27 protein-coding genes and 1 tRNA gene are annotated in these 26186 nt (G+C 72.3%); 8 read left to right on the plus strand and 20 right to left on the minus strand.

Going from position 1 to position 26186, the window contains the following annotated elements; genetic code table 11:
• Positions 1 to 54: 54 nt before the first annotated feature.
• From ACFYW5_RS23450 to ACFYW5_RS23460, 3 genes are read left to right on the plus strand one after another with little or no spacing between them, the layout of a single operon-like run.
• Positions 55 to 747, plus strand: coding sequence for a response regulator (locus ACFYW5_RS23450; protein ID WP_389419015.1), 693 nt, complete (start codon positions 55 to 57; stop codon positions 745 to 747).
• A gap of 11 nt (positions 748 to 758) precedes the next feature.
• Complete coding sequence (locus ACFYW5_RS23455; RefSeq protein WP_389419016.1) at positions 759 to 2213, plus strand: sensor histidine kinase; 1455 nt, start codon at positions 759 to 761, stop codon at positions 2211 to 2213.
• Positions 2210 to 2779, plus strand: coding sequence for a hypothetical protein (locus ACFYW5_RS23460; RefSeq protein ID WP_389419017.1), 570 nt, complete (start codon positions 2210 to 2212; stop codon positions 2777 to 2779). Before ACFYW5_RS23455 ends, ACFYW5_RS23460 begins: the two co-directional genes overlap by 4 nt.
• Positions 2780 to 2848: 69 nt before the next feature.
• Here ACFYW5_RS23460 and ACFYW5_RS23465 read toward each other — a convergent pair.
• The 7 genes from ACFYW5_RS23465 to ACFYW5_RS23495 form a co-directional block, all read right to left on the minus strand.
• A tRNA-Pro gene (locus ACFYW5_RS23465) sits at positions 2849 to 2922 on the minus strand.
• A 123-nt stretch (positions 2923 to 3045) separates the two neighbouring features.
• On the minus strand, positions 3046 to 4371 hold the full coding sequence (locus ACFYW5_RS23470) for an MFS transporter (protein WP_389419018.1): 1326 nt from the start codon (positions 4369 to 4371) through the stop codon (positions 3046 to 3048).
• A 115-nt stretch (positions 4372 to 4486) separates the two neighbouring features.
• On the minus strand, positions 4487 to 5437 hold the full coding sequence (locus tag ACFYW5_RS23475; protein ID WP_389419019.1) for a catechol 2,3-dioxygenase: 951 nt from the start codon (positions 5435 to 5437) through the stop codon (positions 4487 to 4489).
• Positions 5434 to 6492 (minus strand): 4-oxalomesaconate tautomerase, encoded by a 1059-nt coding sequence (locus ACFYW5_RS23480; protein ID WP_389419216.1) that lies wholly within the window; start codon positions 6490 to 6492, stop codon positions 5434 to 5436. Before ACFYW5_RS23480 ends, ACFYW5_RS23475 begins: the two co-directional genes overlap by 4 nt.
• 23 nt (positions 6493 to 6515) lie before the next feature.
• Positions 6516 to 7220 carry a 4-carboxy-4-hydroxy-2-oxoadipate aldolase/oxaloacetate decarboxylase gene (locus ACFYW5_RS23485; RefSeq protein ID WP_389419020.1) on the minus strand — a complete coding sequence of 235 codons (705 nt, stop codon included), beginning with the start codon at positions 7218 to 7220 and terminating at the stop codon, positions 6516 to 6518.
• Positions 7217 to 7966, minus strand: coding sequence for a PIG-L deacetylase family protein (locus tag ACFYW5_RS23490; RefSeq protein WP_389419021.1), 750 nt, complete (start codon positions 7964 to 7966; stop codon positions 7217 to 7219). Before ACFYW5_RS23490 ends, ACFYW5_RS23485 begins: the two co-directional genes overlap by 4 nt.
• 48 nt (positions 7967 to 8014) lie before the next feature.
• On the minus strand, positions 8015 to 8665 hold the full coding sequence (locus tag ACFYW5_RS23495; RefSeq protein WP_389419022.1) for a GntR family transcriptional regulator: 651 nt from the start codon (positions 8663 to 8665) through the stop codon (positions 8015 to 8017).
• Between the two features lie 214 nt (positions 8666 to 8879).
• Between ACFYW5_RS23495 and ACFYW5_RS23500 the strand changes: the two genes are divergently transcribed.
• Entirely contained in the window at positions 8880 to 9224 is a 345-nt protein-coding gene (locus ACFYW5_RS23500; protein WP_389419023.1) for a cupin domain-containing protein, read from the plus strand.
• On the opposite strand, the gene ACFYW5_RS23505 is transcribed toward ACFYW5_RS23500, so the two are convergent.
• Positions 9214 to 10218 carry a LacI family DNA-binding transcriptional regulator gene (locus tag ACFYW5_RS23505; RefSeq protein ID WP_389419024.1) on the minus strand — a complete coding sequence of 335 codons (1005 nt, stop codon included), beginning with the start codon at positions 10216 to 10218 and terminating at the stop codon, positions 9214 to 9216. The two genes, ACFYW5_RS23500 and ACFYW5_RS23505, sit on opposite strands and share 11 nt — an antisense overlap.
• A 111-nt stretch (positions 10219 to 10329) precedes the next feature.
• Here ACFYW5_RS23505 and ACFYW5_RS23510 point away from each other — a divergent pair, with 111 nt between their 5' ends.
• On the plus strand, positions 10330 to 11490 hold the full coding sequence (locus ACFYW5_RS23510; protein ID WP_389419025.1) for a Gfo/Idh/MocA family protein: 1161 nt from the start codon (positions 10330 to 10332) through the stop codon (positions 11488 to 11490).
• Here the strand turns inward: ACFYW5_RS23510 and ACFYW5_RS23515 are convergent.
• Positions 11480 to 12502 (minus strand): LacI family DNA-binding transcriptional regulator, encoded by a 1023-nt coding sequence (locus ACFYW5_RS23515; protein WP_389419026.1) that lies wholly within the window; start codon positions 12500 to 12502, stop codon positions 11480 to 11482. The genes ACFYW5_RS23510 and ACFYW5_RS23515 overlap by 11 nt on opposite strands.
• A 116-nt stretch (positions 12503 to 12618) precedes the next feature.
• Between ACFYW5_RS23515 and ACFYW5_RS23520 the strand changes: the two genes are divergently transcribed.
• The 3 genes from ACFYW5_RS23520 to ACFYW5_RS23530 are packed head-to-tail and all read left to right on the plus strand — an operon-like array spanning position 12619 to position 15565.
• The gene (locus ACFYW5_RS23520) at positions 12619 to 13740 is read left to right on the plus strand and encodes a phytanoyl-CoA dioxygenase family protein (protein ID WP_389419027.1); all 1122 of its coding nucleotides are present in this window, start codon (positions 12619 to 12621) and stop codon (positions 13738 to 13740) included.
• A gap of 16 nt (positions 13741 to 13756) precedes the next feature.
• Positions 13757 to 14533, plus strand: coding sequence for an SDR family oxidoreductase (locus tag ACFYW5_RS23525; protein ID WP_389419028.1), 777 nt, complete (start codon positions 13757 to 13759; stop codon positions 14531 to 14533).
• Positions 14534 to 14560: 27 nt separating this feature from the next.
• The gene (locus ACFYW5_RS23530; RefSeq protein WP_389419029.1) at positions 14561 to 15565 is read left to right on the plus strand and encodes a Gfo/Idh/MocA family oxidoreductase; all 1005 of its coding nucleotides are present in this window, start codon (positions 14561 to 14563) and stop codon (positions 15563 to 15565) included.
• A gap of 19 nt (positions 15566 to 15584) precedes the next feature.
• On the opposite strand, the gene ACFYW5_RS23535 is transcribed toward ACFYW5_RS23530, so the two are convergent.
• The 11 genes from ACFYW5_RS23535 to ACFYW5_RS23585 form a co-directional block, all read right to left on the minus strand.
• Positions 15585 to 15998, minus strand: a complete 414-nt coding sequence (locus tag ACFYW5_RS23535) for a VOC family protein (protein ID WP_389419030.1) — start codon at positions 15996 to 15998, stop codon at positions 15585 to 15587.
• A 78-nt stretch (positions 15999 to 16076) separates the two neighbouring features.
• A complete protein-coding gene (locus ACFYW5_RS23540; RefSeq protein ID WP_389419031.1) occupies positions 16077 to 17096 on the minus strand; it encodes a Gfo/Idh/MocA family protein in 1020 nt (339 codons plus the stop codon).
• Positions 17089 to 17988, minus strand: coding sequence for a sugar phosphate isomerase/epimerase family protein (locus ACFYW5_RS23545; RefSeq protein WP_389419032.1), 900 nt, complete (start codon positions 17986 to 17988; stop codon positions 17089 to 17091). Before ACFYW5_RS23545 ends, ACFYW5_RS23540 begins: the two co-directional genes overlap by 8 nt.
• Positions 17989 to 17990: 2 nt before the next feature.
• Positions 17991 to 18890: an ATP-binding cassette domain-containing protein gene (locus ACFYW5_RS23550; protein WP_389419033.1), complete on the minus strand. Its 900-nt coding sequence runs from the start codon at positions 18888 to 18890 to the stop codon at positions 17991 to 17993.
• Between the two features lie 5 nt (positions 18891 to 18895).
• Positions 18896 to 19972 (minus strand): ABC transporter permease, encoded by a 1077-nt coding sequence (locus tag ACFYW5_RS23555; RefSeq protein WP_389419217.1) that lies wholly within the window; start codon positions 19970 to 19972, stop codon positions 18896 to 18898.
• The gene (locus tag ACFYW5_RS23560) at positions 19972 to 20991 is read right to left on the minus strand and encodes a sugar ABC transporter substrate-binding protein (protein ID WP_389419034.1); all 1020 of its coding nucleotides are present in this window, start codon (positions 20989 to 20991) and stop codon (positions 19972 to 19974) included. The genes ACFYW5_RS23555 and ACFYW5_RS23560 overlap by 1 nt, the downstream gene beginning before the upstream one ends.
• Before the next feature lie 181 nt (positions 20992 to 21172).
• Complete coding sequence (locus ACFYW5_RS23565) at positions 21173 to 22159, minus strand: aldo/keto reductase (protein WP_389419035.1); 987 nt, start codon at positions 22157 to 22159, stop codon at positions 21173 to 21175.
• Positions 22160 to 22237: 78 nt separating this feature from the next.
• Positions 22238 to 22912 carry an NUDIX domain-containing protein gene (locus tag ACFYW5_RS23570; protein ID WP_389419036.1) on the minus strand — a complete coding sequence of 225 codons (675 nt, stop codon included), beginning with the start codon at positions 22910 to 22912 and terminating at the stop codon, positions 22238 to 22240.
• Positions 22913 to 22940: 28 nt separating this feature from the next.
• Entirely contained in the window at positions 22941 to 23582 is a 642-nt protein-coding gene (locus ACFYW5_RS23575) for a phosphoribosyltransferase (RefSeq protein ID WP_389419037.1), read from the minus strand.
• A 70-nt stretch (positions 23583 to 23652) separates the two neighbouring features.
• Positions 23653 to 24561 carry a YihY/virulence factor BrkB family protein gene (locus ACFYW5_RS23580; protein ID WP_389419038.1) on the minus strand — a complete coding sequence of 303 codons (909 nt, stop codon included), beginning with the start codon at positions 24559 to 24561 and terminating at the stop codon, positions 23653 to 23655.
• 118 nt (positions 24562 to 24679) lie between these two features.
• Positions 24680 to 26143 (minus strand): serine/threonine-protein kinase, encoded by a 1464-nt coding sequence (locus ACFYW5_RS23585; protein WP_389419039.1) that lies wholly within the window; start codon positions 26141 to 26143, stop codon positions 24680 to 24682.
• Positions 26144 to 26186: the final 43 nt, after the last annotated feature.

The raw sequence follows: 26186 nt of genomic DNA on the forward strand, positions 1-26186 counted from the left end.
GATCATCCCGTAACAAAGTCCCGGGTCGTCGGCTGCCGTACGGATACTGAGCGCATGCCACGCGTTCTGCTGATCGAAGACGACCGTGCCGTGCGGGAGGGAGTCGCACTCGCCCTGCGCCGCCAGGGGCACGAGGTAGCCGCCGTGGCGACCGGGGAGCACGGTCTGGAGCGGGTGCGGTCGTTCCGGCCGGACGTCGTGGTGCTGGACCTCATGCTGCCCGGCCTGCCGGGTCTCGACGTGTGCCGCGAGATACGCGCCCTCGATCAGACCCTGCCGATCATCATGGCGACCGCGCGGGGCGACGACGAGGACATCGTCGTGGGCCTGGAGGCGGGCGCCGACGACTACGTGGTCAAGCCCGTCCAGGCCCGGGTGCTCCAGGCGCGCATCCGGGCCGTGCTGCGCAGGGCGGGCGGGGCCTCCGGCGAACCCGGCATCCCGAAGATCGACACCTACGGGGAGCTGGCCGTCGACCGGTCCGGTCTCTCGGTCGCCCGCAACGGCGTGCCGATCGCGCTCGCACCGTCCGAACTGCGGCTGCTGCTCACCCTGTCCGCCTCCCCCGGCCAGGTGTTCAGCCGGCAGCAGTTGCTGGAGGCGGTCTGGGAGCACAGCTACCACGGGGACGCGCGCCTGGTGGACGCCTGCGTCAAGCGGCTGCGCGCCAAGATGGGCGAACCGCCGCGCGAGCCGCGCTACATCCAGACCGTGCGCGGCTTCGGCTACCGGTTCGCGGCCCGGTGAGGCGGCCCCGGGTGCCGCAACTGCGCGGTCTGCGGACGCGGTTGGTGGTGGCCTTCGCGCTGGTCGCCGCCGTCACCGCCGCGACCACCGGCGCCCTGACCTTCCGTGAGGCGCGCACCGGGGTGCTCCAGCAGAGCCAGGACACCGTGATCCAGCTGCTGCGCACCCAGGTCGGCCGGCTCGCCGAGGAGCTCTCCTTCCCGCCGGGCGAGCACGAACTGCGGCGGTTCGCGACCGACGTGGCCGGCGCCGACCCCTCCGGAACCTGGCGGGTCCTGGCCGCCTACGGCGACCTGAGCGCCACCTCCGCCCCGGACGACCCCTTCGAGGAACTGACGCCCGCCCTGCGTGACGCCGTGCGCTCCAGGACCGCGACCGTGTTCCAGCGGGTGGCCGGCGGCGACCACACCGCGCTGGTCGTCGGCATGTCGGTCCTGTTCGCCTCGTCCGACGAAGGCACCCACCCCTCCGGCGTGCAGATCTTCCTGACGGTGCCGCAGACCACGGAACGGGCCTATGTCGACGCCCTGGTCACCGCCGCCCAACGGGCCACCGTGCCCGCACTCGCCCTCGCCGTGCTGCTGGCGCTGCTCGCCGCGCGCGGCGTGCTCCGGCCGGTTCGGGCGCTGCGCCACGCCACCCGGCGCATCGCCGAGGGCCGACTGGACACCCGGCTCACGGTCCACGGCTCCGACGAACTGGCCGATCTGTCGCACACGTTCAACGAGACGGCCGCCGCGCTGGAGAAGTCGGTGGCCGAACTGCGCGGCATGGAGGCGCGGGCCCGCCGGTTCGCCGCTGACGTGTCGCACGAACTGCGCACCCCGCTGGCCGCCATGTCGGCGGTGACCGACGTCCTCGACGAGGACGCCGCCCGCCTGGACCCGGACACCGCGACCGCGGTCCGGCTGATCAGCGAGGAGACCGTGAAGCTGGCCCGGCTGGTGGACGACCTGATGGAGATCTCCCGCTTCGACGCGGGCGCGGTGGTGCTGCACCTGGACGAGATCGACCTCGCCGAGTCGCTGCGGCGCACCCTGGCCGCGCGCGCCTGGACCGGCCTCGTCGACTGCGACCTGCCCCCGCCGGGCACCCTGCGCGGCCGGGTCGACCCGCGCCGCCTGGACGTCGTCGTCGCCAACCTGGTCGGCAACGCCCTGCGGCACGGCGCGCGTCCCGTGCGCCTGCGGTTGTCGGGCGGGGCACGGCTCGCCGTCATCGAGGTGCTGGACAGCGGGCCCGGCATCCCCGACAGCGTGCTGCCCCATGTCTTCGAGCGGTTCTACAAGTCGGACGCCGCCCGCACCCGGACCGAGGGCAGCGGTCTGGGCCTCGCGATCACCGCGGAGAACGTCCGCATGCACGGGGGCACGGTCAGCGCGGCGAACCGGCCCGAAGGGGGCGCCGTCTTCACCGTACGACTCCCCCTGCCCGACGACGGGCCGCCCCCGGGAAGCGGCTCATGACGCCCCGTCGGCGATCCGCGCCGCTGTGGCTCGCCGCCCTGTGCGCGCTCACCTCCTGCGGCATCCCCACGACCGGAGTGGTGGAGGCGGGCGGTCCGGCAAGCGGGGTGACGCCGGTGATCCAGGTCTACTACGTCGTCGACGGCACCCTGGTCGCCGTCCCCCGCCGCACCACCGCGCCGGTGGACGTCGCGAAGGCCCTGGAAACGCTGCTCCTGGGCCCGACGGACGGGGAGCGCCGCAAGCGGATCACCACCCGACTGCCGCCCGCGGCGGGCCTGTTCACCGCCACCCCGATCCCCACGAGTCCGGACGCCCCGGGCCCCCCGCAGCAAGGGCACCGCCCGTCCGACCTCGTGACGGTGACCGAGCGGGAGGACGGGATCACCGTCCGACTCGCCCCGTCGGCGGGCCGGTTGAGCGATCTCGTCGCGGCCCAGCTCAGCTGTACGGCCACCGCGGCGCAGCGCGTCGCCGACCCGGGGTCACAACCGGTGCCGGTGACCGTCACGGGCTCGGACGGGCGACGGGTCGAGTCGAGCGGCGTGCGGTGCCCGGACGCGTAGACCCGGTCGGACGGCGCGCATGAGAAAAGGGTCCTCGCGAGCCGCTGCCCGCGAAGACCCTTCGCACCGTCGGGACGACAGGATTTGAACCTGCGACCCCTTGACCCCCAGTCAAGTGCGCTACCAAGCTGCGCCACGTCCCGGTGCGTCCCTCTCACGGTGGTGCCGCGAGAACGCGCAGGTAAACCTTACCGTACGCGGGCGGGTGTCTCAGGCGGGAAGGGCGACATGACCGGGATCCCCTGTCAACGTCAGTCCCCCCTTTTTCAGTGCGTGGTGACCAGATTTCGCGGGGCGCCCTCGGCCGGGGTCCCGCGCCCGCCGCGCAGCGCGGCTATGCCGATGAAGACCATGGACGACACTCCGGCGAGGGCGAAGGCGGTGAAGCCCCAGTCGCCGTTGCCCGCGGCGAGCAACTGCCCGCCGAGCCACGGTCCGAAGACGGCGCCGAAGCGGCCCATGCCGGAGGTCCAGCCGACGGCGGTGGCACGGTTGCCGGGGGTGGAGCGGATCGAGACCGTCGCGTAGATCATCGTCTGGGCGCTGTTGAGGAACACACCGGTGAGGAAGACGACCGTCATGGTCACCGCGAGCGGCATGTGGACGCTGAGCAGGAACACCCCGGCCGCGGTGAGCGCGAACCAGATCGCCGAGATGCGCGGGGCGCCGAAGCGGTCGGCGGCGCGTCCGGCGACCAGCATGCCGACGATGCCGCCGAGGTTGAAGACGACGACGAAGGTGAGCGCGGAGCCCAGTTCGTAGCCCTCGGCGCGCATCAGGGTGGGCAGCCAGGTGGCGACGCCGTAGACCAGCAGCAGTCCGCCGAAGGAGGCGAGCCAGTACAGCAGGGTCTGGGTCCACTCGCCGCCGCGGAAGAGGCCCCTCAGGTTGGCCCAGCGGTCACCGGCGGCCGGCTTGCCGGTCTTGGCGGCGGGGAGTTCGACGTCGTAGCGGGCGGCCAGCGCGCGGGCCTCCTCGGTGCGGCCCTTGGCCATCAGGAAGCTCAGCGACTCGGGCAGGAACCTGGCGAGGACGGGGGCGAAGAGCAGCGGGAGCACACAGACCCAGAAGGCGGCGCGCCAGCCGGCCGGCTCGATCAGCCACTTGGCGACGTAGGCGGAGAGGATGCCGCCCGCGTGGTGGGCGGTCATCAGCAGGCCGATGACGATCGCGGCGCGGCCGCGCGGGGCGTAGTCGGAGACCATGCTGATCGCGGTGGGGAGCAGCCCGCCGAGGCCTACACCGGCGAGGGTCCGGCCGAGGCCGAAGACGGCGACGGAGTCGGCGATCGCGCACACGCCCGAGGCCAGCGAGAACAGGACCACGCAGGCGACCATGAGCTTCTTGCGCCCGATCCGGTCCGCGACGGTACCGGCGGTCAGGGCGCCGACCAGCATGCCGAAGGTGGCGTAGGAGCCGAGGTCGCCGGCCTGGCCGGGGGTGAGGCCGAAGGTCCCGGTCTCCAGCAGGTGCGGCAGCACCGAGCCGTAGATGAACATGTCGAGGCCGTCGAAGAGCACGGCCAGCCAGCACAGCCCGATGACCAGGAAGGCCAGTCTGCTGCCGCGGGCGGATGGAGCGAGGGGGGACATCGTTGTTCTTCCTCTCGTGCGGGGTGCGCTAGACGCTAAGGAGCCGTACCGAAAGAGTCAACGTTTTTGTCAACAATCTCATCGACGATTCGGTACGGCTCCCGTGGCGATCGCGCTACGCGACCGGTGGCGTCCCGTGCGTGTGGAAGGACTCGATGGTCTTCAGGCCCCAGGCCTGCCCCTTCTTGCGCTCCTCCTCGGTCCAGGTGATCAGCGGCCAGTCGGGCGCCAGCACCAGCCGGGTGAGCGGATTGCACAGCTCGATCCGGTTGCCGCCCGGCTCGTAGACGTACAGGAAGAACGTCTGCTGGATGGCGTGCTTGTGCGGTCCCGTCTCGATGAACACCCCGCTGTCGATGGCGAGATCGGCGGCCCGCAGGACGTCCTCGCGGGTGTCGGTGGCGAAGGCGATGTGATGCAGCCGCCCGGCGCTGCCGGTCCAGTCCGAGGTGTAGACGACGTCGTACGACTTGTTGGTGTACGTCAGCCAGCGCGCCGCGATCTTCCCGCTGTCGAGGCGGATCTGTTCCGTCGGCCGGGCGCCGAGCACGTTCTGCTGGAACTCGGCGTTGGCGAGGACGTCGGCGGCGAGGAAGTTGACGTGGTCGAGCCGTCGGACCCCCACGCCCCGGTTGGGCTTGGCCTGCGGCTGGTTCTTCAGCGCGGGCCGCAACTCCTCGGGGGCCGCGTAGTGTTCGCTCTCCCAGTACAGGGCGTGCTCATGGCCGTCGGGGTCGGTGGTGACGTAGAGCTTGCCGAGGCCGGGCTCGTCCTCCGCCCAGTGGCCCGAGCCGCCCGACTCCTCGACCGCCCTGATCCGGCGGTGCAGCGCCTCCTCGCTGGAGGTGCGCAGCGCGAGCCGGCCGAGGCCGGGCTGTTCCCGGGCGGTGAGCACCAGGCTGTGGTGCTCGTAGTCGTCGAAGGTCCGCAAGTAGACGCTGTCGCCCTGCTGGTGATGGGCCGTCAGGCCGAGATAGTCGGTGAAGAAGGCGACGCTCGCGTCCAGGTCGGGCGTGAACAGCTGGGCGTGGCCGATGTGCGCGATGTCGCCGAGCGGCGGAGTCATCGGGGACCTCCAAGGGGTTGTGCGGCGGCCCTGGCGAAGACGGTGCCGTCGAAGATCTTGCGGGCCGTTCGGACCACGGCGGTGCGGCGGGCGGTGGGCAGGCCGTCGGCATCGGTGCCGAGACTGCTCTCGATGTCCAGGAAACCGGTGGGGTGTTCGAGCCGGATCCGGTCGCTGCCGGGGTCGAGCCGAGCGAGACCGGCGCCCACGCCTCCGTCGATCCGCAGGCCCGCGGCCACGCCGGCCGCGCCCAGCACCCCGATCGAGGTGTGGCAGCGCGCGGGGATGAAGGTGCGGGTGGTGACGGCACCGCCGTGGCGGGGCGGAGCGAGCAGCGTCAGCTTGGGCACGGTCGCCCCGGACACGTCGCCGAGGCCCATGAGGCGGCCGGCCCGCAGCCGGATCCGGCGGAGCCGGTCGGCGAGTTCGGTGTCCTCCTCCAGGTCCCGCGGCGACTCGTAGCCGGTGACCTCGAGCGCGGCGGCCGCCATGAGAACCGTCGGCATGCCGTTGTCCACACAGGTCACCGGCACCCCGTCGATCTCGTCCCGGACGTGTCCGGTGGGCAGCAGGGCGGAGGCGCCCGGCGGGAACTCGATCACCACGGGGGCGGCCGTGCCGGGCACGCCCGAGATCGCGGCGCCGCCCGTGTAGTCGACGCGTCCGTCCGGGCTCGGGAAGGTCGCCGTGGCGTAGTCACCGGAGTTGACCATGCGGATCCGGACCGCGGTCTCCCGCTCGCCCGCCGGGACGAGCCCGCGCTCCACGGCGAACGGGCCGACCCCGGCGAGGATGTTTCCGCAGTTCTGACGGTCGGTCACCTCGGGCCGGTCGACGGCCACTTGGAGGAAGAGGTAGTCGACGTCGGCCCGCGGGTCGGCCGACGGCGACACCACGGCCACCTTGCTGGTGAGCGGGTGAGCCCCGCCGAGTCCGTCGATCTGGCGCGGGTCCGGGCTGCCCATGATCCGCAGCAGCAGCTCGTCCCGGGCGTCCGGTTCGGCGGGCAGGTCACCGGCGAGGAAGTAGGCGCCCTTGGACGTGCCGCCGCGCATCAGCAGACAGGGCACCTCCGCGGTCACGGCCGCTCTCCCTCGTACTGCTCGTACGTCCGGTACTCGACGCCGAGTTCCTTCAGCCTGTCCCGCAGCCCGTAGCGGTCCAGGCCGAGCTGTCCGTCGAGGAAGGCGGCCCGGGTGGCGGTCTCCTTGTCCTCACGGGCCCGGGACTTCCGCACCGTCTCGCGCACGCGCTCCCGGGGGACGACCACGACGCCGTCGTCGTCGGCGAGGATCGCGTCCCCGGGGCGGACGACCTGGCCGTCGATGGCGATCGGCACATTGACCGAGCCGCCCGTCGCCTTGACCGTGCCCTGCGAGGAGACCGCCCGGGACCAGGCGGCGAAGCCCATGTCCCGCAGCTCCTGGGTATCGCGGACCCCGGTGTTCAGCACCACGCCGCGCACCCCGCGCTGCTGGAGGGCGGTCGCGAACAGCTCGCCGAACAGGCCGTCGGTGCACGGCGAGGTGGTGGTGACGACCAGGATGTCGCCCTCACCGCACTGCTCGACGGCGGCATGGATCATGAGGTTGTCGCCGGGCCAGCTCAGCACGGTGACCGCGGTGCCGGCGACCCGTACGCCCTGCTGCACCGGCCGGATCCCCGGGCCCAGCAGGCCGGTGCGGCCCATGGCCTCGCTCACGGTGGCCACGCCGTACCCGGCCAGCGCGTCGATGTCCTCGAGGGCCGCCTTCGGGGGGCCGGTGACGATGACGCCGCTCATGCCAGCTCCTTCGCGATCTGCGGGTAGGGGCGCATGTACGCCTCGGCCATGGTCCGGTGGGCGAGGCCCAGGTTGGGGCCCGCGTTGCGCCTGAGCTGGACTCCGCGCCGGCCGGCGAGGTCGGTGTAGTAGTCCCACAGATGCTGCTGGGCGCCGAGGCACTCCATGGCCTTGCGCTTGGTCTCCCAGACCTCGGTGATGTCGAGCAGCACCTCGGGCTTGAAGCCGCTCATCTCGGGCTGGTGGGGCTCGAAGAAGAAGACCGGCGGGGCGCCGATGATCTCGCCCTCGCCCGGGTAGCCGATGGCCTGGGCGAGCACCCGGGCCTCCAGTGCCATGCGGTTGGCGGCGGGGTGGTCGCCGTTGTACGGGTCCTCGGTGGGGTGGGTCAGCACGACGTCCGGCTGGGTCGCGCGGTAGACCTCGACGAGCCGGTCGGTCAGCTCGGCGGTGGGGATCAGCGGGTAGTCGCCGGCGTCGAAGAAGCGGACCTCGGCGCCCAGGGTGGCGGCGGCCCGCTCGGCCTCGTCCCGCCGTATCGCCTTGATCTCCGCCAGCTTCTTCCCCTCGCGCCACGCCTTGGCGGACTCGCCGCGCTCGCCGAAGGTCAGACAGGCGATGGTGACTTTCTCGCCGCGGGACGCGGCCAGGGCGATGGCACCGCCGGCGCGCCACACGAAGTCACCGGCGTGCGCGGTGACGACGAGTGTCGAGCGTGCTGGGGCGGGCGCGTTGGCCTGAGTCATGGTGGAGAACTCCTTGCTGGACAGGTGGGCGCCCGCCTCGCGCGAGGTTCAGTCGCGCAGCGCCTCGATCACGCTGCTGAGGTGGGCGCGGACGGCCGCCTCGGCCGCCTCAGGGTCCCTGGCCCTGATCGCCTCGATCATCGCCAGATGCTCGCTCAGGGACTGCTGCGGCCGCCCCGGCCTCAGTGCCAGCTGGAAGCGGTGGCGCACCAGTTGGGCGTTGAGCCGCTCCAGCAGCTCCAGCGCGGTCTGCTGGCCGGAGAACTCCCGGATCCTGGTGTGCAGTTCGTGGTTGAGGTCGGAGTAGGTGACCGGTTCACCGGCGGCCACGGCCTTGGTCATCGCCGTGCCCAGCTCGGTGAGTTCGGCCAGCTGCTCGTCGCTCGCCGCGACGGCCGCCTTCGCCGCGCACAGTCCTTCGAGGACCATGCGGCACTCGGTGATGGCGACGGCTTCCTCCACCGTCACCACCCGCACCCGCGAGCCGCGGTTGCGGATCCGCTCCACGAGGCCCTGGGCCTCCAGATCGATGAGCGCGGCGCGGATGCTCGCCCGTGTCACACCGAACTGCTCGGCGAGTTCGTTCTCCACCAGCCGCTGGGCCGGTGCCATCTCGCCGTGCAGGATCGCCTGCCGCAGCCGCGCGAGCGCGTGCTGTTTGGCCTGCTCCCCGGTGCTCGGACGGGCTTCTTTCGGCATGGTGTGCCCTCCCTGAGTGAGTGCCTGTCGAACCTAAATCTAGTCAAACAAGATTGTCAACAATTTTGTCCGATGTATTGCGGGCATGATGCGGGGGCTGGCTCACTCCCCCGGGCGGCGCTCCCTCGGTCGCGACGAAGTGTCCTCCCGCGCGGGTGGATACCGCACACTGTGCCGACGGCGTTGATCCACTGCGGCCGGTTAGGGTCCTGGCATGAGCCACAGTTTCGTCGTCCACATCCCCGACGCCGCACTCGAACCCGAGCCGCTCGCGCACGAGCAGATCGTCTCCGGCACGCCCGAGGTAACCGGGAAGGTGCTCTGGGAGTCCGCGGACGGCCGGCAGATCCGGGGGATCTGGCAGATCACCCCGGGCGTGGTCACCGACACCGAGGCGGACGAACTGTTCGTGGTGATCAGCGGCTCGGCCACCATCGAGGTCGAGGACGGGCCGACGCTGACGGTGGGCCCCGGCGACATGGCGGTGCTGCGCGCGGGCGACCGTACGACCTGGACGGTGCACGAGACGCTGCGCAAGGCGTACGCGATCAATCTGTGAGCGGCGGGGCCGTGGTGCCCCGGATCTCCAGCGCGGGCGCGGCAAGGCGGAGGCGGCCCGGTGCCCCGGGCCGTTCGAAGCGGTCGAGGAGGCAGCGGGCGGCGCGTCGGCCGACGTCGTGGCCGCCGCCGTCCACGGTGGTCAGCCACAGGTGCCGCAGCCGGGAGATGCTCGTGTTGTCGTAGCCGGCCACGGACAGGTCGCGCGGCACGTCGAGGCCGAGTTCCCCGGCCGCCGAGAGCGCGCCGACGCAGGCGATGTCGTTGACGGCGAAGACGGCGGTCGGCCGGTCGGGGCGGCCGAGCAGGCGGACCGTGGCGCGGTAGCCGCCCTCCTCGGTCATGTCGCAGGCTTCGACGCGCGCGCCGTCCGCCAGGCCGTGCGCGCTCATCGTCGCCTCGAAGCTCCGTCTGCGCAGCTCGCCGACCGCCCCATAGCCCGCGAGGTGCGCGATCCGGCGGTGGCCGAGGCCGATGAGGTGCTCGGTGACCAGGCGGGCGCCTTGCTCGTCGTCACCGGCGACGACGTCGACCCGCGGCGGCACCGCCTCGCGGGCGCCCGCCACGACCACCGGCATCCGCTCGGCGACCGCCTCGAGCCCGGCCGGATCGGGCAGGGTGCCGACCACGACCAGGCCGTCGACGCGCAGGTCGAGGAAGGGGGCGGCGGGGTCCTGGCCGGTGCGGCGGTTGAGCCGGGCGTCGGCGAGCAGCATGTGCAGGCCGTGGTCGTGCAGCAGCGGATTCAGCCCGTCGAGCAGCTCCACGAACCAGGGGTTGCGCAGGTCGTTGAGGAGGACTCCGACGGTCCGGGTGCGCCGCTCGCTGAGGCTGCGGGCGGCGGTGTTGGGCCGGTAACCGAGTTCCCGCACGGCCCGCAGCACGGCCTCCCGCTTCTCGGGGCGCACCTGCTCGGAGCCGCGCAGCACCAGCGAGACCAGGGACTTGGAGACCCCGGCCCGTTCGGCCACGTCGCGGATGGTCGGCGGTCGCATGACATGGACCGTTCCACGGGCAGTCCGGGCTTGTCAAAGGGTTGACACCCGGCGCGGACCGCGCCCAGTGTGGGTGAAAAGGCTTCTGGACCGGTCCAAAAAGGGGCTGTCATGGTGGATGCGTTTGGGGTCGCCGTCGTCGGATTCGGCTGGATGGGGCGGGTGCACACCCAGGCCTACGCCCGCGTGCGCCACCACTACCCGCGGCTGCCCCTGCGTCCGGAGCTGGTCACCGTCGCCGAGGAGGTGCCGGGCCGGGCCGAGGAGGCCGCGGCGCAGTTCGGCTTCACCGCCACGACCCGCCACTGGCGCGAGGTGGCCGCCGACCCGCGGGTGCGGGCGGTCAGCATCACCGCCCCGAACTTCCTGCACCGCGAGATCGGCGTCGCGATGGCGGAGGCGGGCAAGCACATCTGGATCGAGAAGCCGGTCGGCCTGACCGCCGAGGACGCCCGCGCGGTCGCCGCCGCGGTGGCGCGGGCCGGGGTGTGCGGGGCGGTCGGCTTCAACTACCGCAACGCGCCCGCGGTGGAGAAGGCCCGCGACCTGATCGCCGCCGGGGAGATCGGCACGGTCACGCATGTGCGCGTGCGGCTGTTCAGCGACTACGCCGCCCATCCCGAGTCCGCGCTGACCTGGCGCTACGAGCGCGAGCGCGGCGGCAGCGGAGTCCTCGGGGATCTCGCCTCGCACGGCGTGGACCTGGCCCGGTACCTGCTCGGCGAGCTCGCCTCCCTCACCGCCGACACCGCGGTCTTCGTACCGGAGCGGGCCCGCCCGACCGGCGCCACCGCGGGCCACACCCGGGCCCGGGGCGGCGAACTCGGCCCGGTCGAGAACGAGGACTACGTCAACTGCCTGCTCCGCTTCGCCTCCGGCGCCCGCGGCGTCCTGGAGGCCAGCCGGGTCGCGGTCGGCGAGCAGAACACCTACGGCTTCGAGATCCACGGCACCCGGGGCGCGCTGCTGTGGGACTTCCGCCGGATGAACGAGCTCGGCATCAGCCGCGGTACGGCCTACCAGGACCAGCCCGTCAGCACGGTGTACGTCGGCCCGGGCGACGGCGAGTTCGGCGCCTTCCAGCCCGGCGCGGCCAACGCCATGGGCTACGACGACCTGAAGGTGGTGGAGGCCTACCGCTTCCTGCGCTCCATCGCCGAGCGCAGGCCCTACGGCGCCACCCTCACCGACGCCGTACGCAGCGCGGAGGCACTCGGCGCGATGACCCGCTCCGCCGCGACCGGCACCTGGGCCGACCTGCCTACACCGTAGGCATGTTGTACGGCGTCACCACCTGGATCGGGGTCGGCAGCGAGGGTCCCGCGGGCGGCAGGGCGCCGTGGGCCCGCATCACGTGGTGGCAGGCCTCGCGCAGGTCCTGGCGGAGGTCGTGGTGGAGGACGGCGGAGAGCCGGTGCTCACGCAGCAGGCGGGTGTTGTCGTGGTCGAGGTCGTGCGCCACGAACACCGCGCACACGCGGCCGAGTTCCTCGAAGGCCCGCAGGGTGGCGATGTTGCCGCCGCCGATGGAGTACACGGCGCGGATGTCCGGGTCGCGTTCCAGGGCCGCCCGGACCAGGTCGTACTGGGTGGCGTCCAGGCCCTGGCCCTCGGCGATCTCCACCAGCGCGCGCTCGGGATGCCGGGCGCGCATCGCGCTGCGGAACCCCATCTCGCGCTCCTCCTCGTTGCGGAAGAAGCCGCTGGAGAGGCTGGTGAGCACATTGCCGGGCCGGTCCCCGAGCCACTGGCCCATGAGGTACGCGGCGGTCGCCCCGGCGGCCCGGTTGTCGATGCCGACGTAGGCCAGGCGAGGCGTGGCGGGCAGGTCGGTCACCAGCGTCACCACCGGGATCCCGGCCGCCGTCAGCCGGCCCGCCGCGGCGGTGACCTCGGGGACGTCCGGCGCCTTGAGGATGACGCCCTGCGAGCCGCGCCGCGCGATCCGGTCGAGCGTCCGGATCAGTTCGGAGGCCGGCCCCGTCTGACGGAAGTGGAAGCGCGAGCGGACCACCGCCGGGTGCAGGGACGGCAGTTCCGCCTCCAGGGCGGCCCGCACGGCGGTGGAGAACCGCTCCGGGGCCTGCATCACGATGTCCACCATGAAGGTACGGCCGACCAGCCGGACCTGGGTGCGCTGCCGGTCCAGGTCGGCGACGGCCCGGCGGACCTCGTGCGCGGTGCTCTCCCGCACCCCTCCCCTGCCGTTGAGCACCCGGTCCACGGTGGCCTCGCTCAGACCCGCCTGCCGCGCGATCTCCCGGATCGGGAACGGGTGGCCCATACCGAGGCTCCTTGAGGGGTTTTTGATGGCTGCCTGCCGGTTGTTCGACGGCTTTGTCCTGACAAGAATGACAGGACTGCGTCGCCCCTGTCACCGAGAGGACACCGATGTCCCCGATGTCCCGCACTTCCCGGCTGTCCGCGCGGGACTGCGACCTCGACGCGTTCCGCACGCTCGTCGAGCGGACCACCGACCCCGCCGACTACCCGCACGCCGCCGCCGTCGAGCGCGAGGTGCCCGTCTACGAGGGGACGGCGCCCGAGGACGAGCTGGTCCGCGCCCTCACCGACGGCCCCGGCGTGGTGGTCTTCCGCGGCGCCTTCGACCGGGAGGCCGTCGACCGGCTCACCGCGGTGTTCGAGGCGCTGATCGCCGGGCAGCGTGCCTCGGGCACGAGCGCCGGCGACCACTTCGCGCGGCCCGGTGCTAACGACCGGGTCTGGAACGCGCTGGAGAAGGCCGCCCTGCACGACCCGGAGGCCTTCGCCGACTACTACGCCAACGACATCCTGGCGCTGGTGTCGCGGGCCTGGCTCGGCCCCGGCTACCAGGTGACCTCGCAGGTCAACGTCGTCAACCCCGGCGGCGCCGCCCAGAGCGCGCACCGCGACTACCACCTGGGTTTCCTGCCGGACGAGACGGCGGCCGCCTACCCGGCGCACGTCCACCGCCTCTCCCCCGTGCTGACCCTCCAGGGCGCCGTCGCGCACGGTGACATGCCGGTGGAGTCGGGCCCGACGATGTACCTGCCGTACTCACAGACCTACGAACCGGGCTATCTGGCCTGGCGCCGCCCGGAGTTCCAGCGGTACTTCGACGCCCACCACGTGCAGCTCCCGCTCGCGAAGGGCGACGCGGCCTTCTTCAGCCCGGCCCTCTTCCACGCCGCCGGCACCAACCGCACCACGGACGTGAGGCGGACGGCCAATCTCCTGCAGGTGTCGTCCGCGTTCGGGCGGGCGATGGAGACGGTCGACCGGGAGGCGGTCGTCAACGCCGTGTACCCGGTGCTGCTCAGGCGCCGGAGCGAGGGCGCGGAAGTGGCACGGCTGGAGAACGTGATCGCCGCGAGCGCCGAGGGCTACCCCTTCCCCACGAACCTCGACCGCGACCCGCCCCTCGACGGACTCGCCCCGTCCTCGCAGGCGGACGTGGTGCGCCGCGCGCTGCGGGAGGGATGGGCTCCGCAGGCGCTGCGGGACGAGCTGAGGGCCCGCGCCGAGCGGCGCCGGAGCTGAAAGGACCAGTAACGCCATGGGACTTCTCGACGACAAGGTGGTCCTCGTCAACGGCGGCACCCAGGGCGTCGGCGCCGCCGTCGCACGGGCCGCGGCCCGCGAGGGGGCGGTCGTGGCCGTCACGGGCCGGCGCCCTCAACCGGGCGAGGCACTGGTGGCGGAGCTGACGGCCGCCGGCGCCGAGGCGCTGTTCCTTCGGGCCGACCTGGCGGACGCCGAGCGGTCCAGGGGCGCCGTCGCCGAGGTCGTGGCGGCCCGGGGCCGGATCGACTGCCTGGTGAACGCGGCGGGGCTGACCTCCCGGGGCACCCTGCTGGACACCACGCCCGAGCTGTTCGACCAGCACATCGCCGTCAACCTCAGGGCGCCCTTCTTCGCCATGCAGGCCGCGGTCGCCGACATGGTGGCCCGCGGGGCGCCGGGCTCGATCGTCAACGTCATCACCTCCTCGGCGCACGGCGGACAGCCCTTCCTCGCGCCGTACGTCGCCGCCAAGGCCGGGTTGATCGGCCTGACCCGCAACGCCGCCCACGCGCACCGCTTCGACCGGATCCGGATCAACGGCCTGAATATCGGCTGGACCGAGACCGAGGGCGAGGACGCGACCCAGCGGACCTTCCACGGCGCCGGGGACGACTGGCGCGAACGGGCCGCCGCCCGGCTGCCGATGGGCAGGCTCGGCCGGCCCGACGAGATCGCCGACTTCGTGGTGTTCCTGCTCTCGGAGCGCTCCGGAGTGGTCACCGGATCGGTGATCGAGTGGGACCAGAACGTACTCGGCGGCCTCGACTGACCCCCTCACCCCAGGAGCTGCACCACCATGCGCATCGGAATCCTCGGCCTCGGCCGCATCGGCGCCTTCCACGCCGAGACCCTCTCTGGACTCGACGCCGTCGACTCCCTCGTCCTCACCGACCCCGTCGCGGACGCCGCCAAGTCCGCCGCCGAGCGGTTCGGCGGCGAGGTGGTGGACTCGCCCGAGGCCCTGCTGTCCGCCGGGGTGGACGGCATCGTCGTCGCGGCGGCCACGGACGCCCATCCCGCGCTGATCCTGGCCGGGGTGGAGGCAGGTGTCCCCGTCTTCTGCGAGAAGCCCGTCGCCCGCACCATGCCCGAGGGGGTAGAGGTCCTGCGGGCCGTGGAGGGCGCGGGCGTGCCGATCCAGATCGGCTACAACCGCCGCTTCGACGCCGGTTTCGTCGCCGCGCGGGCCGCCGTGCGGGGCGGCGAGCTGGGCACGCTGCACACCGTGCGGTCGACCACGCTGGACCCGGCGCCGCCGCCCGCCGGGTACATCGCCGCCTCCGGGGGCATCTTCCGGGACTGCTCGGTCCACGACTTCGACATCATCCGCTGGGTGACGGGACGCGAGGTCAGCGAGGTGTACGCGGTGGGCGGCAACCGGGGCGCCGACTACATCGCGCGGGCGGGCGACGCCGACACCACGTCCGCGATCCTCACCCTGGACGACGGCACCCTGGCGGTGGTCTCCAACTCCCGCCACAACGGCCGGGGTTACGACGTCCGGATGGAGCTGCACGGCTTCCGGGACTCCATCGCCGTCGGCCTGGAGGACAAGCTGCCGCTGCGCTCGGTCGAGCCGGGGACCGCCTTCCCCGCGGGCACCCCGCACGACTTCTTCATGGACCGCTTCGCCGCGGCCTACCGCGCCGAACTCACCGCGTTCACCGAGGTCGTGGCCGGCACCCGGACCTCCCCGTGCACGGTCGCGGACGCCCTGGAGGCCGGCTGGATCGCCGAGGCGTGCACCCGGTCACTGCACGAGCACCGCCCCGTCACCGTCGCGGAGATACGGCAGGCGTGAGCGGGCCGGGCGACGGCGGTCAGCCCTGGGAACCGCTGATGTTGACCATCCACGGCACGCCGAAGCGGTCGGTGCACATGCCGAAGACATCGCCCCACATCTGCTTCTCCAGCGGCACCGCCACCTGCCCGCCCTCGGACAGCTTCTCCCAGTAGCCACGCAGCTCGGCCTCGTCGTCGCCGCTCAGGCTCACGGAGAAGTTGTTCTCGGTGTGCTTCTCTGTCCCGGGCGGGTTGTCGGCGCCCATCAGGGTGAACCCGCCCGGGGTCTCCAGCATGCCGTGCATGATCTTGTCGGCCATGGGGGCGTCCGTCTGCCCGAGGTCGCCGTACGAATTGAGGTCCAGGGTGCCGCCGAAGACCTCCTGGTAGAACTCCATGGCCTGCCGGGCGTCGCCGGCGAAGGTGAGGTAGGGGTTGAGTCGCGAAGCCATCACAAGCCTCCCGGAGCGGGAACGGTCACTGCTGTGCACGCTAGCGCGCGGCACTGACAACGGCCCGCCGAGCGCCGCTCAGCCGTACAGCGCGGGCCGCTCGGCCAGCTCCACCGTCACCCGGCCGCCCTCGCGCAGCGCCCGCGTCCCCGCCTCGCAGACGGCGGCCGCCGCATAGCCGTCCCAGCTGCCCGGCCCGGTGACCTCGCCCCGCCGGGTGGCGTCGACCCAGGCCTGGACCTCCCGGTCGTAGGCGTCCGCGAACCGCTCGGTCCAGTCCTGGGCGATGCTGCCGCCCCAGCGGCCCGCCGCGGCGGTGACCAGATCGTGGGCGTCACCGATGCGGGCGGTGCCGCCTTCGCAGACCACCTCGGCCTGCACCTGGTAGCCGAATCCGCAGTTGACGAAGATCTCCACGTCCGACAGCGCGCCGCCCGCGGTCTCCAGGACGACGAACTGCGGGTCGGCCAGCCCCTCGGGGGCGCCGGCGGAGGGCGCGGGGCGGTGCACCGTGACCGCCGTGATCTCATGGCCGAGCAGCCAGCGCGTGACGTCCACCTCGTGGGCGACGGAGTCGGTGATGAGCATCTCGGAGGTGAAGAAGTCCGGGCTCGCGACATTGCGGTGCCGGTTGTGCAGCATCAGCGGACGGCCCAGGCGCCCGGTCTCCAGCAGCGCCTTGAGCCGCGCGTACTCGGGGTCGTAGCGGCGCATGAAGCCGACCTGGACGCGGCGTCGGCCGAGGGCCTGTTCGGCCTCGACGAGGCGCAGCGCGGAGGCCGCGTCGGGGGTGAGGGGCTTCTCGCACAGCACGGGCAGGTCGTGCGCGAAGGCGGCCATGAGCGCGGCCTCGTGGGCCGGGCCGGGCGAGGCGACGAGGACGGCGTCGACGTCCGCCGACGCCATCGCCTTGGCGGGGTCGGTGTGCACGGCGCAGCCGCCGGCGCGGGCGGCCACGGCCTCGGCGCGCTCCGCGTCGACGTCCACCACGGCGGTGACGCGGGCCCCGCTGATCACTTCCTGGATACGGCGGACGTGGTCGGCGCCCATGCGGCCGGTACCGATGACGGCTACGCCGAGCGGTGCGTGCTCAGGCACCGCAGGACCTCAGGAACTTCCGGGTGCGCACCGCGATCGGCAGCGGCCGGTCCGGTGCGCAGGGGTACATGTCCTGCTCGACGATGGCGAACAGCTCGACCCCGAGCCGCTGCGCGGCCACCAGCACCGGTTCGAGGTCCGGGACCCCGGCGGGCGGTTCGCACATCACGCCGCGCTGTACGGCGGGCCCGAACGGGATCTCGTCGCGCACCACGTCCGCGAGGATCTCCGGGTCGACCTGCTTGAGGTGCAGATAGCCGATGCGCTCGCCGTAGGTCTCGATCAGCTTGACGCTGTCGCCGCCGCAGTAGGCGTAGTGCCCGGTGTCCAGGCAGAGGTTGACCAGCTCGGCGTCGGTGGAGTCGAGGAAGCGCTCCACGTGGTCCTCGGTGTCGAGGTGGGTGTCGGCGTGCGGGTGGACGACGATGTCGAGGCCGTAGGCCTCCTTGACCTCGTGCCCGAGCCGTTCCATGCCCTTGGTGAGGTGGGCCCACTGCTCGCCGGTCAGCTCCGGCGGTTCCAGGATCTCGGCGGTCTTGTCGTCGCGCCAGAAGGAGGGGATGACCACGAGGTGGCGGGCGCCCATAGCCCGGGTGAGCGCGGCGACCTGGCTGACGTGTTCCCAGGTGGACTCCCACACGGACGGGCCGCGGTGCAGGCCGGTGAAGACCGTGCCGGCGGACACCGTGAGGTTCCGGCGGGCGACCTCGTCGGTGAGCCGGGCCGGGTCGGTGGGGAGATAGCCGTACGGGCCGAGCTCGATCCACTCGTATCCGGCCTCGGCGACCTCGTCCAGGAAGCGCTGCCAGGGCACCTGCCGGGGGTCGTCGGGGAACCACACGCCCCAGGAGTCGGGGGCCGAGCCGACCCGGATACGGTCGAGTGCCGCCATGTTCACGCCTTTCCTTCGGGGGTGCCGGCCACCGGTGCGGTGAGGTCCGCCGCCTCGGGGAGCTTTTCGACGTCGACGCCCCGCACCTGGGACAGCTCGTGCTTGAGGGCGGCGAGTTCGGCGCCGCCGGCCATGTGGTTGGTGAGTTCCTCCAGGCTCACCCGGTCGCGGTCGGCGGACAGCTCCAGGGTGCCGAGCCGCAGCACGCTGAAGTGGTCGCCGACCATATAGGCGTGGTGGGGGTTGTGGGTGATGAAGATGACGCCGAGGCCGCGGTCGCGGGCGGCGGCGATGTACTTGAGGACCACTCCGGACTGCTTGACGCCGAGGGCGGCGGTGGGCTCGTCCAGGATGAGGACGCGGGCGCCGAAGTGGACGGCGCGGGCGATGGCCACGCACTGGCGCTGGCCGCCGGAGAGGGTGCCGATGGGCTGTTCCAGGTCGTCGAGGACGATGCCCATCTCGCGCAGTTGGTGATCGGCGGTGCGTTTCATGGCGGCGATGTCGAGGCGGCGGACCGGCCAGGGGCCCTTGGTCAGCTCGGAGCCGAGGAAGAAGTTGCGCCAGACCGGCATCAGCGGGACGGTCGCCAGGTCCTGGTAGACGGTGGCGATACCGCGGTCGAGGGCCTCGCGGGGGGTGCTGAAGCGGACCGGTTCGCCGTCGACGAGGAACTCGCCCTCGGTGTGCTGGTGCAGACCCGAGACGATCTTGATGAGGGTGGACTTGCCGGCGCCGTTGTCGCCGAGCACGCAGGTCACCTTGCCGGGGTGGACGGCGACGTTCACCCCGTGCAGGGCGCGGATGTTGCCGTAGGACTTGCCGGCGCCGCGCAGTTCGACGATCGGCCGGTCCTCCTCGGGGGCCGGGTCGGTGAGGATGGCTCCGTGCGGGGTCGTCATTGCGGTCACCTCCGGGTCGCCGTGCGGCGGACCCACAGATTGATGAGCGTGGCGCCGAGGAGCATCACGCCCAGGAACGCCTTGAACCAGTCCGGGTTCCAGCCGGCGTACACGATGCCCTGCTGGACCATGCCGAACATGAACGCGCCGAAGACCGGGCCGATCGCCGAGCCGTAGCCGCCGGTCAGCAGACAGCCGCCGATGACCGCCGCGGCGATGTAGATGAGCTCCTGGCCGACGCCTTCGCCGGACTGCACGGTGTTGAAGGAGAACAGCTGGTGCATGCCGACGAACCAGGCGCCGAAGCCGACCAGCATGAACAGCGAGATCTTGGTGAACGTCACCGGCACGCCGACGGCCCGGGCGGACTCCTTGCTGCCGCCGACGGCGAAGACCCAGTTGCCGTACTTGGTGCGCAGCAGCACCCAGGTGGCGAGCGCGGCGAAGACCAGCCACCACACGATGGTGATCTTCACCTGGACGCCGCCGACGTCGAAGGAGGACGCGAACAGGGCCTTGGCCTGGTCGAATCCGTCCATGGTGCTGATGTCGTCGGTGGCGACGTTGCCGGTGATCAGCTTGGTGACGGCGAGGTTCGCGCCCTGGAGGATCAGGAAGGTGCCGAGGGTCACCAGGAAGCTCGGCAGGCCGGTTTTGACCAGCATCCAGCCGTTGAAGAGCCCGATCGCGAGCGACACGACCAGGGCCACGATCACCCCGACCCAGACGTTCATGGTCAGCTGGTAGCTGATCATGCTGGCGGTCAGCGCCGAGGCGATCACCGCGACACCGGCCGACAGGTCGAACTCGCCGCCGATCATCAGCAGGGCCACGGGCAGCGCCATGATCCCGATGGTCGACGACTGGTACAGGATGTTGGCCATCGAGCTGCCGTCGCGCACCGGCGGGGCGGTGACGAGGAAGAAGACCAGCACCGCCACGGCGCCCAGGAAGACGCCCACTTCGGGCCGGGCGAGGAGCCGGAGCGCGAGCGGGCGCTCGGCGGTCCGCCCGTCGCCGCCCTTGGGGCCGGGGGCCGGCGGTGAGGTCACCGCCGGCTCAGCCTGCTGGGTCATACCGATCACCGGGTGCCCTTCGCGGCGAACCCGGCTACCGCCTCGACATTGGACTTGTCGACGAAGGCCGGGCCGGTCAGCACCGGCTGCTCACCGCCGCCCATGTAGTTGCCGTTGTTCTTGTAGAGCCACAGCGAGTCGATGGCCAGGTAGCCCTGGAGGTAGGGCTGCTGGTCGACGGCGAACTCGATGGTGCCCTTGCTGATGGCTCCGGTCAGGTCCTTGTTGAGGTCGAAGGTGGCGACCTTGGCGGAGCTGCCCGACTCCGCCACGGACTGCGCCGCGGTGAGCGCGAAGGGGGCGCCGAGGGTGACCACGTGGTCGATGGCCTTGTCCTCGGCGAGTTTGGCGGTGATCGTCGACTTCACGGACGGCATGTCGGTGCCGTTGACGTTGAGCGTCTCGACCGTGCCGGAGAAGGTCTTCTCGACGCCGTCGCAGCGCTGGGTGAGGCCGATGTTGCCCTGTTCCTGGATGACGCAGACGGCCTTCTTGGCGCCGGCCTCGTTGAGCCGCTTGCCGAGCGCCTCGCCGGCGACCGTCTCGTCCTGGCCGAAGAACTCCATCAGGCCGAGTTCCTGCCACTCGCTGACACCGGAGTTGAGGCCGACGACGGGTATGTTCGCGGCCTTCGCCTTGGCTATGACGTCCTTGAGGGCGTCCGGCTTGGCGAGGGTGACGGCGATGCCGTCGACCTTCTGGTCGACGGCGTTCTGCACGAGGTTGGCCTGGACGCCCGCGCTGGGGTCGGCCGAGTAGATGAGCTTGATGTTGTCCTTGGCGGCGGCGGCCTCGGCCCCCTTGCGGACGATGTCCCAGAAGGTGTCGCCCGGCGACTGGTGGGTGACCAGGGCGACGGTCATGCGCGGGGTGTCGGCCTTGCCCGCGGAGGCGCCGTCCGCGCTTTCCTCGGCCTTCTTGCCGCCGGAGCCGCTGGAGCAGCCTGCGAGGGTCAGTGCTGCCGCAGCGGCCAGGGCCACCAGGGAGGCCGTTCTGCGGGAGCGGGAGTGCGAAGAGCGGTCCATCTTTCCTGCACCTCACTGTGCGACGGGGGAACGACGGGAAAGAAACGCGGCTGGTGCGTTGGTCCCGGATCCAATCCCCTGATGGGCCCGCTGTCAATACTTTGTTAAGACATCATTTCACAAGCAGGTCCGAATGTAAGTACAAAGTAGGTCTGACAGCGGGACCCCCCTTCGGGCCAGGTCAGTGCGCGGCGTCCAGCCGGGCCCGCTGCTCCCCCGTCAGCTCCAGGTCCAGCGCCGCCAGGTTCTCCTCCAGCTGGGCCACCGAGGACGCCCCGGCCAGCGGGATCAGCGGCAGGTCGCCGCCGATCTGCCAGGCCAGGACGACCTGGTTGACGGTCGCGCCGGTCTCCCGGGCGACCTCCCGCAGCACCTGGAGGCGGGCCGGGGTGCCGGGGTGGTCGTAGTCCCCCGGCAGCGGCTTGTCCTCGCGGGTGTAGGCGCCGGCGAGCAGCGGTGAGTAGGCGACCAGGGCGAGGTCGGGCTCGGCGCGCAGGTAGCTCAGGAGCTCGGGCCCCGCGTGGCCGAGGCTGCCGTCGGGGAAGAGGTCGCTCGGCACGTCGAAGCGCGGGCGCAGCAGGCTGTGCTGGTACTGGAGCACCTGGTAGCCGGGCAGTCCGGCCGCGGCGGCCAGCGCGCGGGCCCGTTCCACCCGCCACACGGCGTGGTTGCTGACGCCCAGCAGTCCGACGGTGCCCTCGGCGACCAGCTCGGCGAACCCCTCCACGGTCTCGGCGAGCGGCACCTTCCGGTCCTCGATGTGGGCGTAGAGGAGGTCGATCTTCTCCACCCCGAGCCGTTCCCGGCTGCGTTCGGCGGCTTCCCGGATGACCTTCGCGGACAGGCCCTCCGGGTTGTCGACGTAGCCGGTGCCGGGGGCCAGGGGGCGGGCGCCGAGCTTGGTGGCGATGACGATCTCGTCACCGATTCCCCGGCTGCGCCGCCACCGGCCGAGCAGTTCCTCGCTCTGGCCGCCCTGGCCCCCGTCCGCCCAGAAGGCGTAGTTGTCGGACGTGTCGATGAAGTTCCCGCCGGCCTCGACATAGCGGTCGAGTACGGCGAAGGACGTCTCCTCGTCGGTGTACGAGCCGAACAGCATCGCGCCGAGCGCGAGGACGCTGACCTCGCGGCGGTGCAGCGGGTCGGTGCCGATGGTGCGGTACTTCATGCCGGGTTCCCTCCCGTGGGTGGTGTACGAGGGGGAGTCTTCAGCTTGAAGTGCACTTCAAGTCAAGCGCGTGGCCGCCTACTTGGCGAACGGGCCCTCCAGCGCCGCCCATTGGAGCAGCATGATCGTCTTGGCGTCGGCGATCTCCCCGCTTCGAATCATCTCCAGGGCCTGCCGGAAGGGCAGTTCGAGGATCTCGATGTCCTCGCCCTCCTCGCCCAGGCCGCCGCCCTCGTGGGTGCGGGTGGACGGCCCGTACTCGGCCGCGTAGAAGCTCACCCGTTCGGTGACCGAGCCGGGGCTCATATAGACGTCGAACACATGCTGTACGGCGCCGATGGTGTGGCCGGTCTCCTCCACCACCTCGCGCCGCACGGCGATCTCGGGATGCTCGTCGTCCTCGTCGAGCAGTCCGCCCGGGGTCTCCACGAGCATCCCGTCGGGGTGGCCGTTGACGTACACGGGAAAGCGGAACTGCCGGGTGAGCAGCACCGTTTCGCGTACGGCGTCGTACAGGAGCATCGTGGCGCCGTTGCCGCGGTCGTGGGTCTCGCGCTCCTGGCGGCTCCAGGTGCCGTCGGCGTGCCGGAAGTCGAAGGTCGTGGACCGCTCGACGTACCAGTGGCTGGAGAGCAGCTTCACGTCCCGCACCTTCACGCGCGGGTTGCCGGTCAGGTCCCGGCCGGTCCGGTCGAGGCCGGTGCGGCCGCGGCGGTCGGGGGTGTCGATGCCGGGCACGGAGGAAGAGGTCATGGTCCGCTTCTATCATCGCGCGGCGGTCTCAGCCCTCGGCGCCCGTGCGCAGCGCGGCCAGCACATCGGCGTCGGTGAGCTGCGCGAAGTCGTCGTACCAGAGCCCGACGGCCATGAAGTCGGCCGGCCGGTGCGGGCAGATGACCTCGTCGGCCTCCCGGCTCATCAGGTGCACGCCCTCGGGCGAGCCGACCGGCACCGCCAGCAGCACGCGCGCGGGCGACCGGCCCCGGATCCAGCGCAGCGCGGCCCGGGCGGTGGCGCCGGTGGCGAGTCCGTCGTCGACCACGATCACGGTCCGCCCGCGCAGGTCGAGAGCGGAGCGGCCGTGCCGGTACAGCTCCTCGCGGCGGTGCAGTTCCGCGCGCTCACGGGCCACCACCGGTTCCAGCGCGGCCCGGGTGAGACCGAGCCGGTTCAGGGACCGGTCGTCGAAGACGGGGGGATCGTCACCGCAGATCGCGCCGACACCGAGCTCCTCCTGGAAGGGCGCGCCGATCTTGCGCGCGACCAGCACGTCGAGCGGGGCGTCCAGCGCGCGGGCCACTTCCTGGGCCACGGTCACCCCACCCCGGGGAAGCGCGAGGACGACGGGATCCTGCTCGTGCCGGCCGCGCAGCTCCCGGGCCAGCTCCCGTCCGGCGTGCCCACGATCACGGAACAGCGTCATGATCGTCACCCCATTCCCGTGCCGCGCGCTCCGCGTACCCGGGACGGGAAACGTTATACAAAAGAGGGCTTTACGCGCTCTCGCCCGACGCGCAGGGATCGGGCTCCGGTCGCCCGCCACTCACCAGTTGGGCGTTGAACTGCGCGCCCGCCAGCAGCACGACATGGGAGACCCACAGCCACACCAGGAACACCACTCCGCCCGCCAGGGAGCCGTAGAGACGGTTGTACGACGCGATGTGCGACGCGTAGAAGGCGAAGCCCGCCGAGGCCAGCAGCCAGAGCAGCACCGCCAGTGTTCCGCCGGGCAGGGTCTGCCGCAGTCCGCGGGTCTCCGGCGGCCCGGACCGGAAGAGGAGCAGGACCAGGGCGACGACCACCGTGAACAGCAGCGGCCACTTCAACCCGGCCCACACGAGGGCGGCCTGATGGTCCGTTCCCGTGCCCTGGCCGATGGCTCGGGCGATCCACTCGGCGGCCGTCAGCGTCAGCACCCCGCTGACCAGCAGGGCGAGCACGGTCAACGCCCTGAGGAGGGTGGCGGGGAACGCCCGCCACACCGGGCGGCAGTCGGCGACGCCGTGCATCGCGTGCAGCGCCCGCCGGAAGACGGCCAGGTAACTGGAGGCGGACCACAGCGCGGCTCCGCCGGTCACCACGAGCAGCAGCCAGCGGCCCGACGAGCCCCCCGGCGGGCTGCTCAGCGCCTGCTCGAGGATCGGACGGGCCGCCTCCGGCACGAAGACGGCCAGTTGCGCGACGACCTCCTGAGGGGAGTCCGCGCCGAGCAGCGCGATGGAGAAGACCACCACCAGCAGGGCCGGGAAGACGGCCAGCACCGCGTAGTACGTCAGCGCCGCCGCCCAGTCGGTGAGGTCGTCCTCCCAGACGGCGACCGGTGTACGGGCCATGGCCCTGGCGTACGTCCCGTGCTCGCGCCGACCCGACGCCGAGCCGCTCGCGGGTACACCGATCGTCATGACACCACCGCTCCGTTCAGAGCTTGCCGCCCTGGCCGCCACCGCCCCGAGAGGGGCCGGCGAGTTGCCTGTCAGGTGCCCCGTCAGGGCGGTGTCACGCCAGCGAGCCACAGCGGTGTCACCGCGCGTGCTTGCCCTTCGCCTGCTTCGCCTTCCCCTTCCGCGCCTTGGCCTTCTCGGGAGCCGGGCCGGCTGCTCCGGAGTCGGCCGCATGGCCGCGCTGCGCCTCCCGGCCGACGGGAGCCGCCGGCGTACCGTCGTCGATCGCCGCGTCCTCGGCGCCGGTGCGCGCAGGAGATCGCGGCGCTGATGCGGAGGAGGAGGCGGCGTCGGCTACGGCTGCGGCCGCGGCCGACGGGGAGGCCGACGGGGACGGGCTCGGCCGGTCCCCGCCCGGTGCGGCCGGCTCGGTCGTGGCGGGGCGGGGCGGACCGGCCGCGGCGTTCTCCGCCTCGGCGGCCGGTCCGCCCACCGAACCGGCCAGTCCGACGCCGAGGACGGTCAGGGCCGCTCCGGCGGTCAGCAGCATCCGGCCGCCCCGGCGCGCGGCGGGACGGCCGGAAGGAGATCGCGCCGGTACGGGCCCGCCGGTGGCGGGGGCGGCGGCCTCGGCCCCGGCGACCCGCAGTCCCGCGCCCGAGCCGTGCGACCGCAGCGTGTCCGGGTTCCGCTCGTCGGCGTCGTCCCCACCGCTCACGGGCACGGCCCCGAGCACGGAGGGTCCCGCGGGCGCGTCGGCCGCTCCCGCGAGTCCCTCGGACGCGAAGGCGGCCAGCGCGCGCCCACAGGCCGGGGCGTCGGGCCGGCGGCTCTCGTCCGCGTCGGTCATGGCTTCCAGCAGTTCGGCGAGCGCCGCCGGTATGTCCGGCGGCATGACCGGGGGCCGGTGCAGACGGGCGATCGCGGCCTCCAGCGGCGCCCCGTCGTACTCCAGTTCCCCCTTGATGCACTCGATGAGCACCAGTCCCAGGCTGTAGATGTCCGCTGCCGGCCCGGCGCCCCGGCCCAGCACCTGCTCCGGGGCCATGTAGGCGGCGGTCCCCACCAGGGCGCCGGTGACGGTGTGGGCCGTGGTGCCGAGCAGCCGGGAGATGCCGAAGTCCGTGAGGTGGGGTGCGCCCTCCTCGTCCAGCAGGATGTTCGCGGGCTTGACGTCGCGGTGGACGACTCCGGCCCGGTGCACATGCGCCAGCGCCGAGGCCAGCGCGGCGCCGATCCGGCATGCCGCGGCGGGCGCCAGCGGGGCCTCGGTGATCCGCCGGCGCAGCGTCGTGCCCCTGACCAGTTCCATCACCAGGTAGGGCGTCGCGTCGTCCCGCCCGCAGTCGTACACGGTGATCAGGCCGGGGTGCTGCAACTGGGCGAGCAGCCGGCCCTCGCTGTCGAACCGTTCCTCCGTGTCGGCGGCCCCGTCCGGACGGAAGACCTTCACCGCGACCGGCCGCCGCAGGCGCAGGTCCATGCCTTCGTACACGTCGGCCGCGCCGCCGCGGCCCAGCAGGTCGTCGAGCCGGTAACGTCCGGCCACCACCTGGGCGGTGAGCCGGAGGTCCGGTCGGATCGGCCACGAGCGGACTTTCATCACTGCGCTCCCTGCGTCCTGTCGTCATCTGCCGTCGTCCGCC

The organism is Streptomyces sp. NPDC002779, from assembly GCF_042888685.1.
In the GTDB taxonomy this organism is placed as follows: domain Bacteria; phylum Actinomycetota; class Actinomycetes; order Streptomycetales; family Streptomycetaceae; genus Streptomyces.